Source organism: Streptomyces sp. NPDC020898 (assembly GCF_044333925.1).
Lineage (GTDB): Bacteria > Actinomycetota > Actinomycetes > Streptomycetales > Streptomycetaceae > Streptomyces.
In genome coordinates, this window is record NZ_JBIRRV010000028.1 from 84,023 (window position 1) to 100,323 (window position 16,301).

Genomic DNA, 16,301 nt, shown 5'->3' on the forward strand with positions numbered 1-16,301 from the left:
CGGGACCGATACCGGAACGACTGTGGCCGCAAGGGCCCACGGGGAGGAAAACCACGATGCGGGTGCTGGTGACAGTCGTGCGCGAGGGCGGTGAACCGCAGGACGTCGTGATCACGACGGACGACGCGGCCACGGCCGGCGACGTCGCGGAGAGTCTGGCGGAGACGCCCGCCTGGCCCGGCGGGCTGCCGGGGAGGGCGGCGCCGAACGTCGTCGTCCCGATGCCTGGTACGTCCCTGGCCGGCTTGCCCGGCTACGGCACACCTCGGACGGGACCGCCGTCCCTGTGGGCCGACGGCCTCTACTGCGACCCCGCGGCCCCGGCGGCGTCCGTACTGCGGGACGGCATGCGGGTGTCCGTCGACGACAACGTCGGCCCGCTGCTGCGCAAGGGCGAACCCGTCGGCCAGTACGAGCTGAGGGTGGCCGGCGGTCCCGCCTCCGGTCGCGTGGTGCGTCTGGGCGCCGGCGTGACCACCGTCGGATCGGCTCCCACCTGCACACTGGCGTTGCCCGACCCCTCGCTGCCGCCCGTGGCCCTTCGGCTGCGGATCGACGTCAAGGGCGGCGCCGTACTCGGCGCGCAGGGCGAAACGGAAGTCCTGCTCGACGACGAGGCCGTGGAGACCGATACCCCATGGCAGCTCGGCGGTGTCGTGCACGTCGGTGACTCGCTGCTCGTGCTCGACGAGGTCGGTCAGCCGGACGCTCACCTCTCCGCGATGAGCGAGGGTGGCCTCGCCTACAACCGTCCGCCCCGGCTGAACCCCCTGCGGCCTCGGCGGCGGCTCGTCGTCCCGCAGCCGCCCAGCAAGGGCGAGCGGGCCCGCTTCCAGGTCATCATGGCGTTCATGCCCATGGTGTTCGGGCTCACCATGTACTTCGTCACCAAGCAGATCTACATGCTGCTCTTCTGCCTGATGAGCCCGATGATGATGGCGGGCCAGTGGTTCAGCGAGAACCGCGAGGGCAAGAAGAAGCACAAGACCTCGATGAAGCAGTACAAGAAGGATCTCGCCGCCCACGAGGCCGAACTGGTCGTCGTCGGCAAGGAGGAGCAGCGCGCCCGGCGCGCCGACCAGCCCGACCCGGCGGAGATCCTGCTCTTCGCCACGGGACCGCGCCGCCGGCTGTGGGAACGCAGACTCACCGACCCTGACGCGATGCTGCTGCGGATCGGCGCGGGCGGGCTGCCGTCCGACGTCGAACTGGCCATGGGACGCGGCGGCAACAGCTACGACGAGGACCGGCCGGAACCCCCGGTCCTGCCGGACGTGCCGGTGGCCCTGCCGTTCACCCAACTCGGCGTGGTCGGCATCGCGGGCGACCGCGCCAGGGCCCTGGCCACCGCCCGCTGGCTCGGCGTACAGGCCGCGGCCCTGCACAGCCCCCGGGATCTCTCGCTCGTCTCGCTCTCCGCGACGCAGGCCATCGGCGTCGAGTGGAACTGGGTGCACTGGCTGCCGCACACCAACCCCGACCAGGGGCAGGACTGCGTCGCGCTCGTCGCGTCCGACTCCGAGGCGATCGCCCGCCGGGTCAACGAGCTGCTGAACGAGCTGAGCCGGCGCAAGGCGGCCCGCGAGCAGAACAACATGCTGGGGCAGATGTACCCGGACACCAACATCCTGGTGATCCTCGACGGGGCACGGCTGCTGCGCCGGGTGCCCGGAGTTCCGCAACTCCTCACCGAGGGACCGCAGTACGGGATCCTCGCGCTGTGCATCGACGAGGACGAGCGGCTGCTGCCCGAGGAGTGCAAGGCCGTGGTGGTCTGGTCGCCCGACGCAGCGCACCATGTCCGGGTACGCGGCTACGGCATGGAGTCGGTCGGCGAGGTGCTGGCCGACCAGGTCACTCCCGAGTGGTGCGAACTGCTCGCCCGTTCCCTCGCCCCCGTGCGGGACGTCAGCCGTGACGACGCGGACAGCGCGCTGCCCACCGCCGCCCGGCTGCTCTCGCTGCTGGGCATGCCCGACATCGACGGCGCGGATGTGCAGCGGATCTGGCAGGCGGGCGGTTCCACGACGGCCGCGCCCATCGGTATCGCCGCCGACGGCCCGTTCGTGCTGGACATCCGGCGCGACGGCCCGCACGCGCTCGTCGCGGGTACCACCGGTGCCGGTAAGTCCGAGCTGCTGCAGACGATCATCGCCTCGCTCGCCGTCGCCAACCGGCCGGACTCCCTGAACTACGTACTCATCGACTACAAGGGCGGCAGCGCCTTCATGGACTGCGCCCGCCTGCCCCACACGGTCGGCATGGTCAGCGACCTCGACGCCCACCTGACCGAGCGGGCCCTCGCCTCGCTCGCGGCCGAACTGCACCGCCGGGAGACCATCCTCTTCAACACCGGCACCAAGGACATTGAGGACTACAACGACACCCGCAAGCTCCGTCCCGAACTGGAGCCGATGCCCCGACTCGTCCTGGTCATCGACGAGTTCGCCTCACTGGTCGCCGAACTCCCCGACTTCATCGCGGGACTCGTCGACATCGCCCGCCGTGGCCGCTCCCTCGGCGTGCACCTCATCCTGGCCACCCAGCGGCCCGCCGGTGTCGTCAGCGCGGACATCCGCGCCAACACGAACCTGCGGATCGCCCTGCGCGTGACGGACGCCTCCGAATCCATGGACGTCATCGACGCCCCGGACTCGGGCGCGATCGCCAAGTCCACACCGGGCCGCGCGTATGTGCGCTCCGGCGCCCAGTCTCTGGTCGGCGTGCAGTCGGCGCGCATCGGTGGCCGCAGGCCCGCCACCGGCGGCAGCGGCCCCAGGGCGACGATGCTCCCCCTGCCGTGGAGCTCGTACAGCCGCCCCCTGCCCAGGCGCCAGGAGGCCGAGGACGACGGGACCATGGTCACCGACCTCGCCGTCCTCGTGGACGCCGTCCGGGACGGCGCGCAGCGGATGGGCTTCGGCGAACAGCGCAGCCCCTGGCTGCCGCCCCTGGGCGACCTCGTCACGCTGGACGAACTCACCGCGTACGGCGACGAGTCGGCCGCCGGTGACGACGTGGCGCCGATCCCGTTCGGTCTGATCGACCTGCCGGCGAAGCAGAGCCGCAAGCCCATCTCGCTGGACCTGGTCCACGGCGAGCACACCCTGCTGCTCGGCGGCGCCCGGTCCGGCAGGTCCACGGCGCTCCGTTCGCTGGCCGGGTCGCTGGCCCGCACCACATCTCCGCACGACGTCCACGTCTACGGAATCGACTGCGGGTCGAACGCGCTCCTCCCGCTGATGCGGCTGCCGCACGTCGGCGCCGTGGTCAGCCGCGACGAGCCCGACCGGGTCCGGCGCCTGATCGACCGGCTGCTCGTCGAGATCGCCCGGCGCCAGCAACTCCTCGCCATGGAGGGCGCGTCGAGCCTCGCCGAGCAGCGTGCGAGCGCCGCTCCGGAGGACCGGATGCCGTGGATGGTCCTGCTGCTGGACGGCTGGGAGGGCTTCGTCTCCACCTTCGAGGCCTACAACTACGGGCAGTTGCTCGAGGTGGCCCAGCGAATCTTCCGTGAAGGTTCCGCGGTGGGACTGAAGGTCGTCATGACCGCCGACCGGACCGGCCTGAGCGGCCATGTCTCGTCCGCCTTCGCGGACCGGCTCGTGCTGCGGTTCTCGGACCCGAACGACTACTCCACGGCGGGGCTCCAGGCCCGCGAGGTGCCCAAGAGCATGCCTGCGGGCCGCGCGCTGCGCATCACCGACGTAGGAGTGGACGAGGCCCAGATCAGCCTGCTCACGGCGGATCCCGCAGGTCAGGCGCAGGTACGGGCGCTGCGGGAGATCGCGGAGGAGACGACCGCGCGTTACGGACGGCTGCCGGTGGCCCGCCGTCCGATGCGTGTCGACGCCCTGCCGTCGCGTATCACGGCTGCCGAGGCGCTGGCACTGGATCCCGAGTTCGTGCCGTCGCCGCTGTGGGCGCTGCTGTGCGTGGGCGGCGACGAACTGCGGCCCCTCGGTGTCGACCTGGAGGAGAACGGCCCCGGCTTCGTGATCGCCGGCCCGCCCAAGTCCGGTCGTTCGACGGCGCTTCTGAGCGCCGCGGAGTCCTTGCTGCGGGTCGGCACGGCCCTTGTGATCATCACTCCCCGCCGGTCGCCACTGAGGGACCTGGAGGGCAGGGAGGGCGTGCTCGGTGTCCTCAACGCGGAGAGCTCGGGATTCGACCTGGAGGAACTCCAGCAGCAGGTCGGTGAGCGTCCGTACGTCGTCGTGGTGGACGACGCGGAACTCCTGTACGACACTCCGCTGGACGAGGCCCTGGAGGGCGTCATCCGCAAGGGCGTCGACGGCGGCGTGGGCCTCCTCGCCGCGGGCACGACGGACACGCTCTCCAGCCAGTACCGGGGGTTCGCGGTCGATGCCCGCAAGTCGCGCAACGGCATGCTGCTGACGCCCCAGAGCCCGCAGGAGGGCGAGCTCTTCGGTATCCGGCTGCCCGCCAACAGCGGGGGAGGCCCGGTGGGCAGCGGTCTGCTGATCTCGGGCGGCACCTACATGCCGATCCAGGCGGTCATGAACGGCTGAGACCGGCCTGAGGAGCACGAAGACACAGCACGGAGTCACAAAGGCCGGGGCACCCGCCCTCCGGGATCTTTCTGGAGGTGGGTGCCCCGGCTTCGTACGACGGTCGCCCCTGGATCAGGTGGCGCGCTCGATGTTGTCGGCGCTGGTGTTCGCCGACTTGCTGGCGTCGTTCAGCGTGTCGACCCACTTGTCGAAGGTCGGCTTCACGTCGTGCCAGTCGTCCCGGAACCGGTCGGCCTTGGGGCCCTTCCAGTAGCTCGAGCTCTCAGAAGTGGCCGTCTCCAGGGCCCTGATGAGAACCTGGAGCTCCTGGGCCTTCCGACCGAAGGTCTTGGATAGGTCCCGAAGCCGATGAAGATCTGCACCGCGATCCATGGCGATCCTCCCCGTGTCACACAGGCAAACGGACTATCCGTTTGCAACAGGGGACGCTACCGCACTACCCATAGTTCCCGTCCAGCGCTGCCCGGGATGAGATCTTCCGCGACCCGTGGGGCCTGATCTACGCCGTTGCACATGGGCGTTGCTCAGGGCAGGGGGCCCAAGGAAGCGGCCATGCACCGGCAGTATGCTGAGGCTCCTGACACAGCGGGGGAGGCTGCTATGGCAAATCCTGAGATCCAGGAACTCAACCAGCGTGCCGCGCGGTTGAGGTCCCTGGCCGATCACATCGATTCGCTCGTGAACACTCCGAAGAATCACAGCACGACCGCGATGAAGACCTGGGCGGGCCCGAACGCCGACGACGTACGAGGCAAGTTGAAGACCTGGCACACGACGTGCGGCACGGTGGCCAAGGCACTGCGGGACGAGGCGCACCAGTGCGCCCAGAGCGCCACGGACCTTCAGAACCCGAAGAAGTGAGCCGGCGCCACCGCTGACTCACGGGAGGAAACGAGAACAGTGCCTTCGTACGACAGCTCCCGAGCACGCTTCCGGCTGGCCGACCGCCACATCGCGGTCTTCGCCCACCTCCTCGACGGCGAGACACCCCCGGACGAGCTCTGGGACTCCCTCGTCGAGCTCCAGGGCATCGGCCTGGTCGGCGAGGAGGGCGAACTGGCCCCGCTGCTACGGGACTTGCTGGGCGCCCTCGCCGATCCCGTGGTGATGGTCCAGGTGGAGGTGACGGGCGAGCACGGGCCGGTCAACCATGGGGTGATCGTGGGGCAGGAGGCGGTGATCGCCCACGATGGCTGGCCGGGAGAGGAGGAGTCCGAGTACGTCTCGATCGAGCCCAACACCCTCGTGTGGGAGCTCGCCCGCAAGGTGAACCTGCACCGTGGTGAGAAGCCCGAGGATGGCGCACCCGAGCTCCGCGTCGAGACGACCATGGCGGCGCTGGACGCCGCGTTCGTCGCCCTGGAGGAGCCCGGCGAGGACGACGACGCGACTCGCGAACTAGTCCGCGCGGCTCTGACCGAAGCGGACAACAAGCTCAAGGACCCCTCCCTCGGCCAGTTCCTCGACCTGGTCGTCTCCCTCAACGCCACCTGGCGCATCACCACAGCCTGGGACGGTAAGCACGACGGTGAACGCGCCGCGATGGTCAGGGCAATCGGCGTCTGGGACTGCGGCCCTCTCGGTTACTGGATCCGCGAACAGCCCGAAGAACCCATCATGCCCGGCCAGGTCACCCCGGACAGCGCCTTGGTCCTTGTGCGGTCGAACTCGGCGGAGGTCTGGGAGAAGATCACGGATCTGCTGCCGGACGGGGAAGAACTGCTGATCGAAGAGGAGTGACGGAGGCGTTCGTACCGCACGGGGCGTCTGCTGCGGTGGCGGAGTCGGCGCCGCAGCACCGCGGCGCCGTACACCGGGTCATCCCGTGACGTCGTACGCATGGGCCAACAGGTGACCCGTCAGAACCAGTTCATGGGATTCGCCTTGGACTTGGCGATGCTCTTGCCCAGGTCCTTCGCCTTGTCGCCGACCCATTTGGTCGCCTCGCCGGCGCCCTTCTTGATGTCGTCCCAGTGCTCGACGACCTTGGCGCCCGCGTAGACGGCTCCGAAGCCGACCGCGAGGCCGATGGTGACCGGGTTGGGGGCGATCATGGCGGCGGTCATGGAGGCGTTGAAGCCGACCTCGGCCACGTCGGCGACGTAACCTGCGCCGTTGCGCTGGAATGCCTTGACGGGGTTGCCCTGGGCGACGACGTTCGCGGCGCTGAACACCGTCGAGGCAGCGCTTCCGGCGATGCCCGCACCACGCAGGAAGCCGGATACCTTGGTCGCCCCGGCCAGCCCCTTCCCGAGTGACGACGTGCGGCTGAATCCGAGACCGCGGGCCTTGGAGTAGACGTTGCTCGTCACCTTGACGAGGCTGGCGTTACCGGCCCGGGTGACTGCCTGCCCCGAGTGAGTGAGGTCTCCGTACCGGGCCGCGAGGGCGTCGGAACCCACAAGGAAGTTGATGGCCTTGTTGGCCGAAACACCTTTCCAGAGGGGCGACTTCATGATCTGAAGGCTGCGGACGGCGTCGTAGCCCTTGCCCGTCAGTTCGGCGATCTTGCCCTTGGTGCCCGGTACCGTCTGGGCCCACTGGCTCAACTTGCTCGGGAACCAGCTGCCGGGTGCGCCGAGCGAACGGATCTGCGGCGTGTACCTGATGAGCTTGGTGCCCGACCAGCGCAGCAGGCCGTTGTTCGTCCCTCGCAGCGAGACTCCGATGCGGGTTTTCCAGGTCCTGAGCATGCCTCGCTTGAACGAGTTGCCGAGCAGGACCTTGGTCAGCGACGCTCCCTGGATGGTGATCGTGGCCGCGGTCCCGTTGACCGACTTCCAGTCGCCGTAGAGGTCGATCACGCTGATGATCGTCGCGGCATGCGGCTCGAGCCCGGGTATCTGTGCCAGGGCGTGTGTCTCGATCCGCGAGATCCAGTCATTGAGGGACTCGTTGGACTTCCGCTTGAAGGCACCAGCATTCGGATCGTTGCTGGCGGCAACGGAGTTGGCGAGGAGGATCTCGTCGGGGGGAAGCCCCTCCTTGTGTTCCTTGAGGTACTTCTCGATGTCCTGGGGGCTGAATCCTGCCCAGCGCATCCCGGCTTCGGGGTCTCCGCTCTCAAGCCGGGCGATCGAGGCACGCTTGCGCAGATCCGGGCCGACGTCGGTCGTCCAGCTTCGCAGGGGCTTGAGTGAGGTCAGCTTGCTGGTGACACCCAGCTGCGAAGCTCTCGTGAATGCTTCGTCGAGCTTGTCCTGGACACCGCCTCGCCCGTCCAGGAGCTTGGCGAGTTGGTCCAGATCATCCGGGTTGACGGTCCTCACGCCTCGCCCCTCCACTGCTCAACCCTGTACCGGCGCCGGCTTGGTGGCGAGCGGATGCCACATCGTATGCATCGCTGCCCTACGCGCGATCAAGCAACCGGGGTGCGAATACGTGATGCACACACGATGCTCACTGGTCTCCCACCAGGGCAAAGGCGAACGCCAGACGGCGGTCGACCCAATTCTTCTGGATCTGTACCTGCGCGCTCCCTTCCGAAGTCATGACGACATCGTCCCCGGCTCGCCACTCCAGCGTCCGTGGCTTGGTCTTCGCCCCGTCGTCCGTGCCCGCGTGGAACAGGCCGTCCACCACCTCGAAGGCGGCACGCATGGCAACGCGCGTGGCCACCTGGCCGGCACCCCCGCTCGCCCACTCGTTACGCCCGACGATTTCTGGGTGTCCGGGCTGTTCGATGCACCACGTGTGCTTGAACGGCCGCTTGGGTGGAATACGGCGAAGAGTTCCGATGACCTCTCCCTGCGCGTCCCGCACGCTGTACTGGAGTTCTCCGTTCACCTCACGGCCCTCCTCGACGTAGCACAGGAGATGCTGGGCGTCGGGGTCCTGGTAGAGCGTGAGTTCGGGACGCGACGGAAGGTGCTCGACGGACGACGAACCGAGGAACGCGCAGGGAGCGAGCACCGGATAGTCCTTGCCGCCTTGCGGCACTCGCACGGCGGGCTTCCCCCACGCCGACCGTGCCCGCTTCAGCGACTTCGGGCGCTCGAGCGAACCGATGACGAACTTGTGGGCGCTCTCCCATCTGACCTGCTCCACAGGGGGCTCTTCCGCCGACTTCGCCTTGCTGCTCCTGCCGAACGCCATGTGCGCCTCCGATGCCGTTTCTCGGGAATTGCCCGTGCAACTGTATCGACGAGGCTTGGCAGGCCGGACAGGGGACTACCAGTCACCGGGGAGATCTACAGGGTCGCCCGGGGAAGTATCCGAAAGGGCGTACTCGACCTATGGGTGCCGAGGCGGGGCGGCCGCAGCCTGGGCCAGCGCAGCAACAAAGGCCCCGCGGTAACGAGTGGCAATGCGCAGCTGCTCACCTTGCCGGGTGCGGATCACGACGCTGTCCATGCCCATGGGGACACCCCAACCGCCCCCTACGAGACGGGCGTTGTTCTGGTCCGCGGCGCGAAGTGCCGGCAGAGGCGCGTCGATCGTGTTCAGCGACGTGGCGTACCGCTGAGCGACGGCCGGCGGTTCCGCCTGTGCTGCGGCGAGGACGGAGGCGGGGTCGATGTCCGCGAGAGCGATGCGCTCCCGGCCCACGCGCAGGGCCTGGGAGTCGATCCGGACGCGGTTGTAGATGACCTTCGAGAAGGGGACCACGAGGCAGGGAAGCAGGAGAAGAAGAAACAGCGCGGAGAGGCCGAGCCAGAGGCCGAATTCGTCTGGGATCGTATCGATTCCCATATAACCGATACCGACCAGGTAAATCGCGATGCATACAGCTGACCAGGCCTTCGGGGTCTTCTCTGTGTACTGCATGGTCCCTCGGTTTCTGTGTTCTCAAGTGGCAACGCCCTCGTGCCGGTGCAGAAGGACTGCGCCGGCACGAGGGCGGTCAAGCCGTGGTCCGTTCAGTTCAGCGGTTGACGGACTGGATTTCTTCTACGGCGATGTCCTGGACGGCCTCGATCGTGCCGTTGGGCAGGCCGATCGGCCCGGCCTGGCCGGTGCCCGTCCAACTGATCTCCCAGGTGAGGGAGGCCCTGAGAGGGAACGTGCCTCCGTTGGAGGAGCGGCGGTAGATGATGCCGCAGGGCGGGGTCTGCGCCGCTTTCCCGGCGGCGTAGGGCTCGCCGATCCTGCCGTCGACGATGGGGCATTGGCCGTCGGCGGGGATGGTGATGGCGTCCGCGGTACCGGGGTTGAGGGTGAGGGACGTGGGGACGGCGGTCGTTGTCGCCTCGATGTTGAAGCCGGGGACGTTGACAGCCGCCGTCGCCTGGACCTCGTCGAAGGTGGCCGCGTCGAGCCAGGCCCAGGTCGGCAGGTTCACCTTGGTGTTGGCCTGGGGAGCGAGGGTGACCTTGGTGCCGGGCAGTTCCATGTGCTGGTAGGCGAGGGCTGCAAGCATCTCCGGGGTGATGGCCTGTTCGTACCGGGGCGGCGGGGCCTCGCCGTTGTCGACCCAGAAGGGGAGATCACTGCAGGAGGTCCGTTTGAGGTAGTTCGGCTCGTTGGGGTTCTCGACACCGGCCCAGAACATGCCCTCGCCGTCCTTCTCGACGTTGTAGTCCTTGTAGCCGGGATTGTCGGCCCAGCCGAACTCGTCCTCATAGTGGCTCTTCGCCTGGCCGAGCGCCGAGCCGGCGGTGCCGCCCATGCCGGGCGTGTTCATCTGGTCCTCGAGGCTTTTGGACATCTCCTTCTTGAAGTCCTTGGCACCGAGGTAGGGGGCGTACCAGCAGGGTGGTGGCGTCCAGTTGACGTCGGATGAGGTCACGTTGCCGGTGCTGCCGCCCTTGGCGACAGAACCGGAGTACTGGATCTGGGCGGCGGCGTAGATGCCGCTGCCGTCTCCTCCGCCCTGCTGGTCTGTGTTGGCGCCTTGGTCTTTAGGCGTTTGCTCTGCCGCGTATGCGGTGTCTGTGGCGACAAAGACGCTCAGGGCGAGCGTCAGAGCCGCGGTGCTGACGCCGAGGGGAGTACGCCGTGACGCGTTCACTGGCACTTCGCCGCCTTCGTCTCGACGAACACCTTGGACGCCTGCCACAGGTCCGTACTCGTGGGGTACTTGACCATGATGATCTTGTAGTAGTCGAAGTCAGCGATGCTGGCCTCGGTCTTCAGGATCTTCCCGGTCTTGATCTCCTTGGAGTAGAACTTGCTTGAGTTCGAGCAGAACGCGACCTCCACCGAATTGCCGTTCGTGCTGGACTGCGTAGTGGCGTCGTAGTGGCGCAGCGTGCCGGTGGAAGTCCAGCCACCGTCGATCCGGCTATCGATCTGTACGGTGCCGTAGCGCAGTCCGTCGCCGGTGGCGTACGCAACCAAGGCCGCGTCCTTGGTGGTGCGCTTGTCGACGCCCCGGTAGATGGCGCGCATGAAGTTGGCAGCATCATCCATCGCGGCCGCTTCGTTCTTGTTCGCCGGCTTGGCCCAGTCGAAGACCAGGTTCATGTCCTTGGGCAGGGAGACGTCCACGCCGTCCGGCTTGTCCTGCGCCGCTGTTGCCGAGGGTTCCGCCGACTCCGTCGGCTTCTCCGTGCTCTGTTCGGCGCCGGCGATCTTGTTGCTGTCGCTGGACTTGTCGTCTCCGCTGCCGCAGGCCGTCAGCAGCAGGGCTGCTGTCGCGGCGAGCGCGGCAGCAACGGGCAAAGAACGGCGCTTCAAGGTGGGCTCCCCGTGAGATGTCGATACAACTGAGAGCCCTGACGGTATCTGTGGGGCTTGTGGTCTCGCCAGGCTGGGCTTCGTTCAGGGCGTGGGTGTTTGTGAATCTATTGGTGCAAATTCGATGCGTCCTGTGTCCTGATCGTGTCCACCAGCCACCAGGCCTTGTGAGGTACCCGGTACCTCAGCGGCTCTCCGCGGTCACACCTCGACGCTGCCTGTGAAGGTGAGCCCTCGGTTCGACGCGTAGAGCCGTCCGCTCGCGAGGCCCGGCTTGATGATGCGGGCCGAGCGGTCGTCGCTGTCCGTCGTCTCGGGGAAGACCTGCCAGCCGTGCTTGGTCAGGTGGCTGATGCTCTGCTTCAGCAGACGCTCGTTCGACTGTGTCTCGTCGGGATCCCAGCCGGCCACACGGACGGAGAAGGACTCGGGGGACCCGAACTCGTCGTCCGGGTAAACCGCCCTCGGAGTCGCGGCCTTGATGGCCGTACGGATCTCCGCGGCCGTGGTCTGCTGGGCATGTTCGAGATTCATCGACGGGGACCTGTCTGTGTCTTCGGCTGTTGTGTCGTCTCGGTCGTCTCGGTCGTCCGGGGTGTTCGTGTTGGCCGTGTCATCGGTTCAGCCGTGGTCCGCCACGCCATTGAAGGACACGGCGGCCGTCTGCACTGTGAAGGCGCCGCCACCGAGCTCGGACTTGGCCGCGTGGAAGGTCGGCTCGGCCGCCTTGAGCTGCCTGTCGTCGATCGCCCAGTCGTCTGCCCGCAGGTGCGCGATGAACGCGTCGGCGAGCTCTCCGGGTGCCCTGGTGTCCGATGCGTCGAAAGCGGTGATCGCGACGACTTCGGGTGAGATCACGGACGGCAGGTCCATCACCGTCGCACCGGGCATCACGGTGGTGATCACCGACTTGACCGCGCTGATCAGAGCGGTTCGTCCCTTTTCCTCGGCCACAGTGTTCCCTTCCGTAGTTCTGGAGCTGGAAGACGAGAGCTAGAAGACGAAGTTGACGACCGAGTCCACTACGTCCCCGCCCTTGTCCAAGGCCTTCTTCCCCGTGTCGAGGCCGCTGTTGATCATCTTGCCGCCCTGTTCGACGGTTTGATCCACGGCATGGTCCACCGTATTGACGATGTCGGCACCCTTGTCGACGAAGGTGTCCTTCGTGGCCTTCAGGGACCTGGTGATATCGCCGGCGTTCTGGAACGCGTGGGCCGGGTTGATCAGAGTGTCACCGATCTCGTACACCACGCGCCCACCGGTGTTGACCACACTTCCGGCTATCGCAGTGCCGTCGCTCAGGACGCGGCCTCCGTCATGCGCGAGAGTGCCTGCCAGCGCCGCGCCGTCGTTGAAGAGCTGGCGGCCGCCGACGGCGAGCCCGCTGAACAACTGGCGGGTGTTGTTCTGCAGCCGGTCGAGTTCCATGACCTTGACCACGGGCCAGGTCGCGACGCTGAGCAGTCCCTTGGTGGAGCCTGCTGCCGTGGTGGCCGCGGTCGCCGCCACCCAGTCGGGCGCGCCGTGTTCCTTGGCTGCCTTGAACGCTTGCTTGTACGCCAACTCGGATGCGAGGGTCGTGACTTCACCCACGAGCTCGTCCGGTTTCACCCGGTCCAGCATGTTGTGCTTGTTGAGCACCGCATGGATCGGGCCTATGACATCGGTGAATGTGCTTCTGCCGTTGAGGAGCCCCTGGACGATGGGATCGAGATCCCCGCCCATCTCACTGACGACCTCGGGCGGCACCTTCTCATGAAGAAACGCGACCAGTTTGCGCACTTCTGCGGCACCCGTCATCTCTTCGTCGAGAGTGGTGTCGGTGAAAGTGAGGGATTGACCGCCGCCGAAGAGAATTCTTCGCATGTTCTCCAGGGACTGGGTTCGCGGGTTGTAGTACTGAGAGTGCCCCGTAGAACCATCGGTGTTGAGACGGATGATGTCCTTGAAGCCCGCTGGGTCGTCCCCGTGTCCTTGAGTGTAAGAAACCATGTCTTCGGGAGCGCGCATGGCGTAGAACTTAGTGTTGGGCATATGAAAGTCAGCCACCGCGTGAATGTTCGGCCCCAGTCCTGGGCTTCCCATAAAGGTGACGTTGTCGATATTGGTCAGGCCATCCTGTAGGGCTTTGCTGGTTACCAGCGTCCCGTAGCTATGGGCGAAGATGCTGGTATTTGCATCCGGCTGAAGGTTGACTGAAATTGCCTGACGGAATGCGTTGAGTTGCCGTCCGCCTACTTCCGCTTTTGCCGGGTCCACTGAGTCGCCCAACTCCGGTGTGTCGTAGCCGAGCCAGCTGACCACCGCAGTGTCCGGCTGCTCAAAGCCTTGCGCGTCTGACGCCAGCATATAGCCGCCAGAGGTGAACCCGTTGAAGTTGTCCAGTCGGTTCGTGATTCCGGGCACGCGGAAGGAAACATTCTTGGCGGTCTCCAGGTTGCCGACGACTTCGGCAATTCTGCCGTCTGGAAAAGGGGATGATTTCGCATCGGCGGTCGAACCATAATGAGCATCGAACACTAGGAACTGTCGAGGCACCTCGACCTCTGTTGGCCTGTTTGTATTTGGGTCCGTGAACTTCTTTACGCGAGGATTGAGGAAACTGCGCAGCGCGTCAACCCGATCTTTTGTGCGCTTGAAAGCAGGATCATTTTTCGTTAGGTTGCTGAGATACTCGGATTCTTCGTTGTATTCTTTCTGGATTGAAATTCTGTTCGCTGCGAAACGCACGTTTACAGGGACGCCATCAAGGTTTCCAACCAGGCTAGGATTGGTGACTGCGAGGGCAGCCTGCTCGTCAGGGGTGAGCGTGGCGAAATAGTCCTTGACCGCTTGAGCACGCTCCTTCGGTGTGCCGTTCTTGTGGGCACCGAGGACAGCCTGGAGGCCTGATTCGAACTCGTCGCCTGCTCCCGGCTTCCTGGCGAGGGAAGTTGGCAGACCGAACTCCGAGAGCGAACCGAAAGGGGACTCGGAGGGAGCTCTGAGTATCCTCGCGCGCCTTCGGAGGTCAGACGCTGTTTCCCCCAGCCAGGTGGCAATCGCGGCCAATCCGGACACATTTGCGGTCACTCCAAGGGTGGACGCCCTGGACTTCAGGTGTGGAATCTCTCCCGCTCGTGCGTCGAGAGACTTCGCCAGCCGATCGAGCATGTCCGGATCCGCGTAAACCAAGGCCATAGTCTAGTACAGTATCCTGTGTGCGAGCTCTTTGGGGAGATCTGGGAAGTAATTCCTGCAAGAGCGCTGATGGAATGGGGATTTATAGTGGGAGTCACGGAAGAAGCGGGTAAGATTCGCCAGTTGGCAGAGGATGTCAGAAAACTGCTTGACCAGCCGATTGAGATCGCTGCAGACGCGCAGGCCAAAAAGGATGAGCGATGGCAAGGGCCCACTGCTGAAAAGGTGCGCGGTGAACTCAAAGTGAGAAAGACCCGCTTGGGGTCCATGGCTGAAGATCTCGAGCGCGCGGCCACGCAGCGGGGAAAGGAAGACAGTGACGGAGGGAGCTAGCTTCCTGTTTACCGGTCTTTGTCCTGGATGGAATTCCGCAGGCAGTCGGTCGCTATTGTGGCTCCGAAAGTCTGAGAGATCTTGCCAGAAGTCAGCTTGAAGGGCCAGGCGGAGATATCGACCCCGCCGGCGGTTCCAGGTTTCTTCAGAGACACCACTATGCCGTCGGGGTGGCCGGCGGGAGGGTTGTTCAATTGCTTTTCGACGGCCCATCCGTGACTGGTCAGATAGTCCGATGCTTCCTGCACCAGGGTTTTGGCCTGGCGCTTGTCCGACGGATCCCCCGGGATGGTGATGACGGTTGATCCGATCCGCTTGCTGCTGTCTTTGCTGTCGATGACGTCCGGGCCGCCGCAGTCATCTGCGCTCGAATTTTCGTTCATCTCGATGCCCGGCATAGTCGCCTTCAAGGCACTCACGACATCGGGCGTCATTGCTTTCAATACCTGGTCATATGTAGGTCCGGAAGGCTTCTCCTCCTTCTCGGAGTCACCGGGTGATCCGGAACATCCCGCGACTGAGCAGAAGACGAGGGCAACGACCGCAGCGGTCCTCCGCACGTTGTGTGATCGCATCAGATAGCTTCCCTTGTCCGTAGACCTACTTGGATGTTTTGCCGAGCTTACTCAGGACTTGGCGCAGGCAGTGTCGCCCTCGAATGTGAGGCCTTGGTTCGAAGCGGTGAGCAGCCCCTCGGTAACACCGGACTTGGTGATTCGGGCCGCTTGGTCCTCGCTGTCGGCACTCAGCGGGGTGATCTCCCACCCCTGCTTCTCAAGGTAAGCCGTGCTCTTCGTGAGGAGATCGCCGTTCGACTGGGTCTCCTCCGGGTCCCAGCCGGCGATACGCACCGAGGACTGCTGACCGGAGCATTCGGCACTGCTCGCCGAGCCGAACTCGTCCTTCGGGTAGACCGCCTTGGGGGTTGCCGCCTTGATGGCCGCGTGCATCTCTGTGGAGACGGTGGTCTGGATTTCCTTGATGCTCGGAGCCTTCGACGATTCGTCGTCGCTGGCGCCGCACGCGGTCACCATGAGAACCGCAGCCGCGGTGATGGCGATGCCAACGGGCAAAGAACGGCGGTTCACGGTCGGCTCCTATATGGGCGAGAGAGGGGCGGTTCCGGTTCCGGTCACCGCCGTACAAGGTTGGGCGGGGCCCGGCCACGCTTACGTGCCGAGCCCCGTGCCTCAGCGGTTGACCGCCTGGGCCTCCTGCACCGTGACCTCCTGGTCGTTACCGAAGGTGCCGTTCGGGAGAGCGGTCGGGGTCGGGTTTCCGGTGCCGACCCAACTGATTTCCCACGTGATGGTCGCCCGGAGTTTGTAGGTTTCGGTGCCGGAGGAGCGGAGGTACTTCAGACCGCATGGGGGCGTCCGGCCGGCCTTCCCCTTGGCGTAGGGCTCACCGATCGAACCGTCGCCGTTGAACACGCACTCGCCGGAAGCGGGGTAGAGCTCCGCGTCTTCTGTGCCAGGTTCCAGTTTGAGGGAAGCAGGCTTGGCGGTGGTGGTCGCTTGGATGTTCACACCGCCCACATTGAGCCTTTTCCAACCTCCGGCGGCGGCTGGGCAGTTGGCCTGACAAACAGGTGAAGCCCCTGGTAGATGGGTTTTCGACCAAGAGAACCGTCTC

General features: G+C 65.8%; 15 protein-coding genes and 1 pseudogene. 4 read left to right on the forward strand and 12 right to left on the reverse strand.

From position 1 onward, the window contains the following. Window positions 1-56 precede the first annotated feature (56 nt). Complete coding sequence (locus ACH4TV_RS44890) at window positions 57-4,532, forward strand: FtsK/SpoIIIE domain-containing protein (protein WP_398407216.1); 4,476 nt, start codon at window positions 57-59, stop codon at window positions 4,530-4,532. Window positions 4,533-4,646: 114 nt separating this feature from the next. Here ACH4TV_RS44890 and ACH4TV_RS44895 read toward each other — a convergent pair whose 3' ends face one another. Next, window positions 4,647-4,907, reverse strand: coding sequence for a WXG100 family type VII secretion target (locus ACH4TV_RS44895; RefSeq protein ID WP_398407217.1), 261 nt, complete (start codon window positions 4,905-4,907; stop codon window positions 4,647-4,649). 228 nt (window positions 4,908-5,135) lie between these two features. Between ACH4TV_RS44895 and ACH4TV_RS44900 the strand changes: the two genes are divergently transcribed. After that, entirely contained in the window at window positions 5,136-5,396 is a 261-nt protein-coding gene (locus ACH4TV_RS44900; protein WP_398407218.1) for a WXG100 family type VII secretion target, read from the forward strand. Between the two features lie 39 nt (window positions 5,397-5,435). Beyond that, entirely contained in the window at window positions 5,436-6,275 is an 840-nt protein-coding gene (locus ACH4TV_RS44905) for a hypothetical protein (RefSeq protein ID WP_398407219.1), read from the forward strand. A 119-nt stretch (window positions 6,276-6,394) separates the two neighbouring features. On the opposite strand, the gene ACH4TV_RS44910 is transcribed toward ACH4TV_RS44905, so the two are convergent. The 8 genes from ACH4TV_RS44910 to ACH4TV_RS44945 all read right to left on the reverse strand — a co-directional run bounded on the left by ACH4TV_RS44910 (window position 6,395) and on the right by ACH4TV_RS44945 (window position 14,333). After that, window positions 6,395-7,804 (reverse strand): PE-PGRS family protein, encoded by a 1,410-nt coding sequence (locus tag ACH4TV_RS44910; protein WP_398407220.1) that lies wholly within the window; start codon window positions 7,802-7,804, stop codon window positions 6,395-6,397. 130 nt (window positions 7,805-7,934) lie between these two features. Continuing rightward, window positions 7,935-8,630, reverse strand: a complete 696-nt coding sequence (locus ACH4TV_RS44915; protein ID WP_398407221.1) for a hypothetical protein — start codon at window positions 8,628-8,630, stop codon at window positions 7,935-7,937. 138 nt (window positions 8,631-8,768) lie between these two features. After that, window positions 8,769-9,302 carry a hypothetical protein gene (locus ACH4TV_RS44920; protein ID WP_398407222.1) on the reverse strand — a complete coding sequence of 178 codons (534 nt, stop codon included), beginning with the start codon at window positions 9,300-9,302 and terminating at the stop codon, window positions 8,769-8,771. Between the two features lie 97 nt (window positions 9,303-9,399). After that, window positions 9,400-10,485 carry a hypothetical protein gene (locus tag ACH4TV_RS44925; RefSeq protein WP_398407224.1) on the reverse strand — a complete coding sequence of 362 codons (1,086 nt, stop codon included), beginning with the start codon at window positions 10,483-10,485 and terminating at the stop codon, window positions 9,400-9,402. Then, window positions 10,482-11,153, reverse strand: a complete 672-nt coding sequence (locus ACH4TV_RS44930; RefSeq protein WP_398407225.1) for a hypothetical protein — start codon at window positions 11,151-11,153, stop codon at window positions 10,482-10,484. Before ACH4TV_RS44930 ends, ACH4TV_RS44925 begins: the two co-directional genes overlap by 4 nt. Before the next feature lie 201 nt (window positions 11,154-11,354). After that, entirely contained in the window at window positions 11,355-11,687 is a 333-nt protein-coding gene (locus tag ACH4TV_RS44935; protein WP_398407226.1) for a hypothetical protein, read from the reverse strand. 87 nt (window positions 11,688-11,774) lie between these two features. Continuing rightward, window positions 11,775-12,107, reverse strand: a complete 333-nt coding sequence (locus ACH4TV_RS44940; RefSeq protein WP_398407227.1) for a hypothetical protein — start codon at window positions 12,105-12,107, stop codon at window positions 11,775-11,777. Between the two features lie 39 nt (window positions 12,108-12,146). Further along, a complete protein-coding gene (locus tag ACH4TV_RS44945) occupies window positions 12,147-14,333 on the reverse strand; it encodes an alpha/beta hydrolase (RefSeq protein ID WP_398407229.1) in 2,187 nt (728 codons plus the stop codon). Between the two features lie 87 nt (window positions 14,334-14,420). On the opposite strand from ACH4TV_RS44945, the gene ACH4TV_RS44950 reads away from it, so the two are divergent. After that, on the forward strand, window positions 14,421-14,666 hold the full coding sequence (locus ACH4TV_RS44950) for a hypothetical protein (RefSeq protein WP_398407230.1): 246 nt from the start codon (window positions 14,421-14,423) through the stop codon (window positions 14,664-14,666). An 8-nt stretch (window positions 14,667-14,674) separates the two neighbouring features. On the opposite strand, the gene ACH4TV_RS44955 is transcribed toward ACH4TV_RS44950, so the two are convergent. The 3 genes and pseudogenes from ACH4TV_RS44955 to ACH4TV_RS44965 form a co-directional block, all read right to left on the reverse strand. Next, window positions 14,675-15,100, reverse strand: coding sequence for a hypothetical protein (locus ACH4TV_RS44955; protein WP_398407231.1), 426 nt, complete (start codon window positions 15,098-15,100; stop codon window positions 14,675-14,677). A gap of 192 nt (window positions 15,101-15,292) precedes the next feature. Then, window positions 15,293-15,754 carry a hypothetical protein gene (locus ACH4TV_RS44960; RefSeq protein WP_398407232.1) on the reverse strand — a complete coding sequence of 154 codons (462 nt, stop codon included), beginning with the start codon at window positions 15,752-15,754 and terminating at the stop codon, window positions 15,293-15,295. Between the two features lie 102 nt (window positions 15,755-15,856). Beyond that, window positions 15,857-16,301: pseudogene (locus ACH4TV_RS44965) on the reverse strand (hypothetical protein); the annotation flags it as partial.

Bases quoted from the DNA above. Each gene is read 5' to 3' on its own strand.
- ACH4TV_RS44890 (WP_398407216.1), top strand. From the start codon at position 57: ATGCGGGTGCTGGTGACAGTCGTGCGCGAGGGCGGTGAACCGCAGGAC.
- ACH4TV_RS44895 (WP_398407217.1), bottom strand. From the start codon at position 4,907: ATGGATCGCGGTGCAGATCTTCATCGGCTTCGGGACCTATCCAAGACC.
- ACH4TV_RS44900 (WP_398407218.1), top strand. From the start codon at position 5,136: ATGGCAAATCCTGAGATCCAGGAACTCAACCAGCGTGCCGCGCGGTTG.
- ACH4TV_RS44915 (WP_398407221.1), bottom strand. From the start codon at position 8,630: ATGGCGTTCGGCAGGAGCAGCAAGGCGAAGTCGGCGGAAGAGCCCCCT.
- ACH4TV_RS44920 (WP_398407222.1), bottom strand. From the start codon at position 9,302: ATGCAGTACACAGAGAAGACCCCGAAGGCCTGGTCAGCTGTATGCATC.
- ACH4TV_RS44935 (WP_398407226.1), bottom strand. From the start codon at position 11,687: ATGAATCTCGAACATGCCCAGCAGACCACGGCCGCGGAGATCCGTACG.
- ACH4TV_RS44945 (WP_398407229.1), bottom strand. From the start codon at position 14,333: ATGGCCTTGGTTTACGCGGATCCGGACATGCTCGATCGGCTGGCGAAG.
- ACH4TV_RS44955 (WP_398407231.1), bottom strand. From the start codon at position 15,100: ATGACGCCCGATGTCGTGAGTGCCTTGAAGGCGACTATGCCGGGCATC.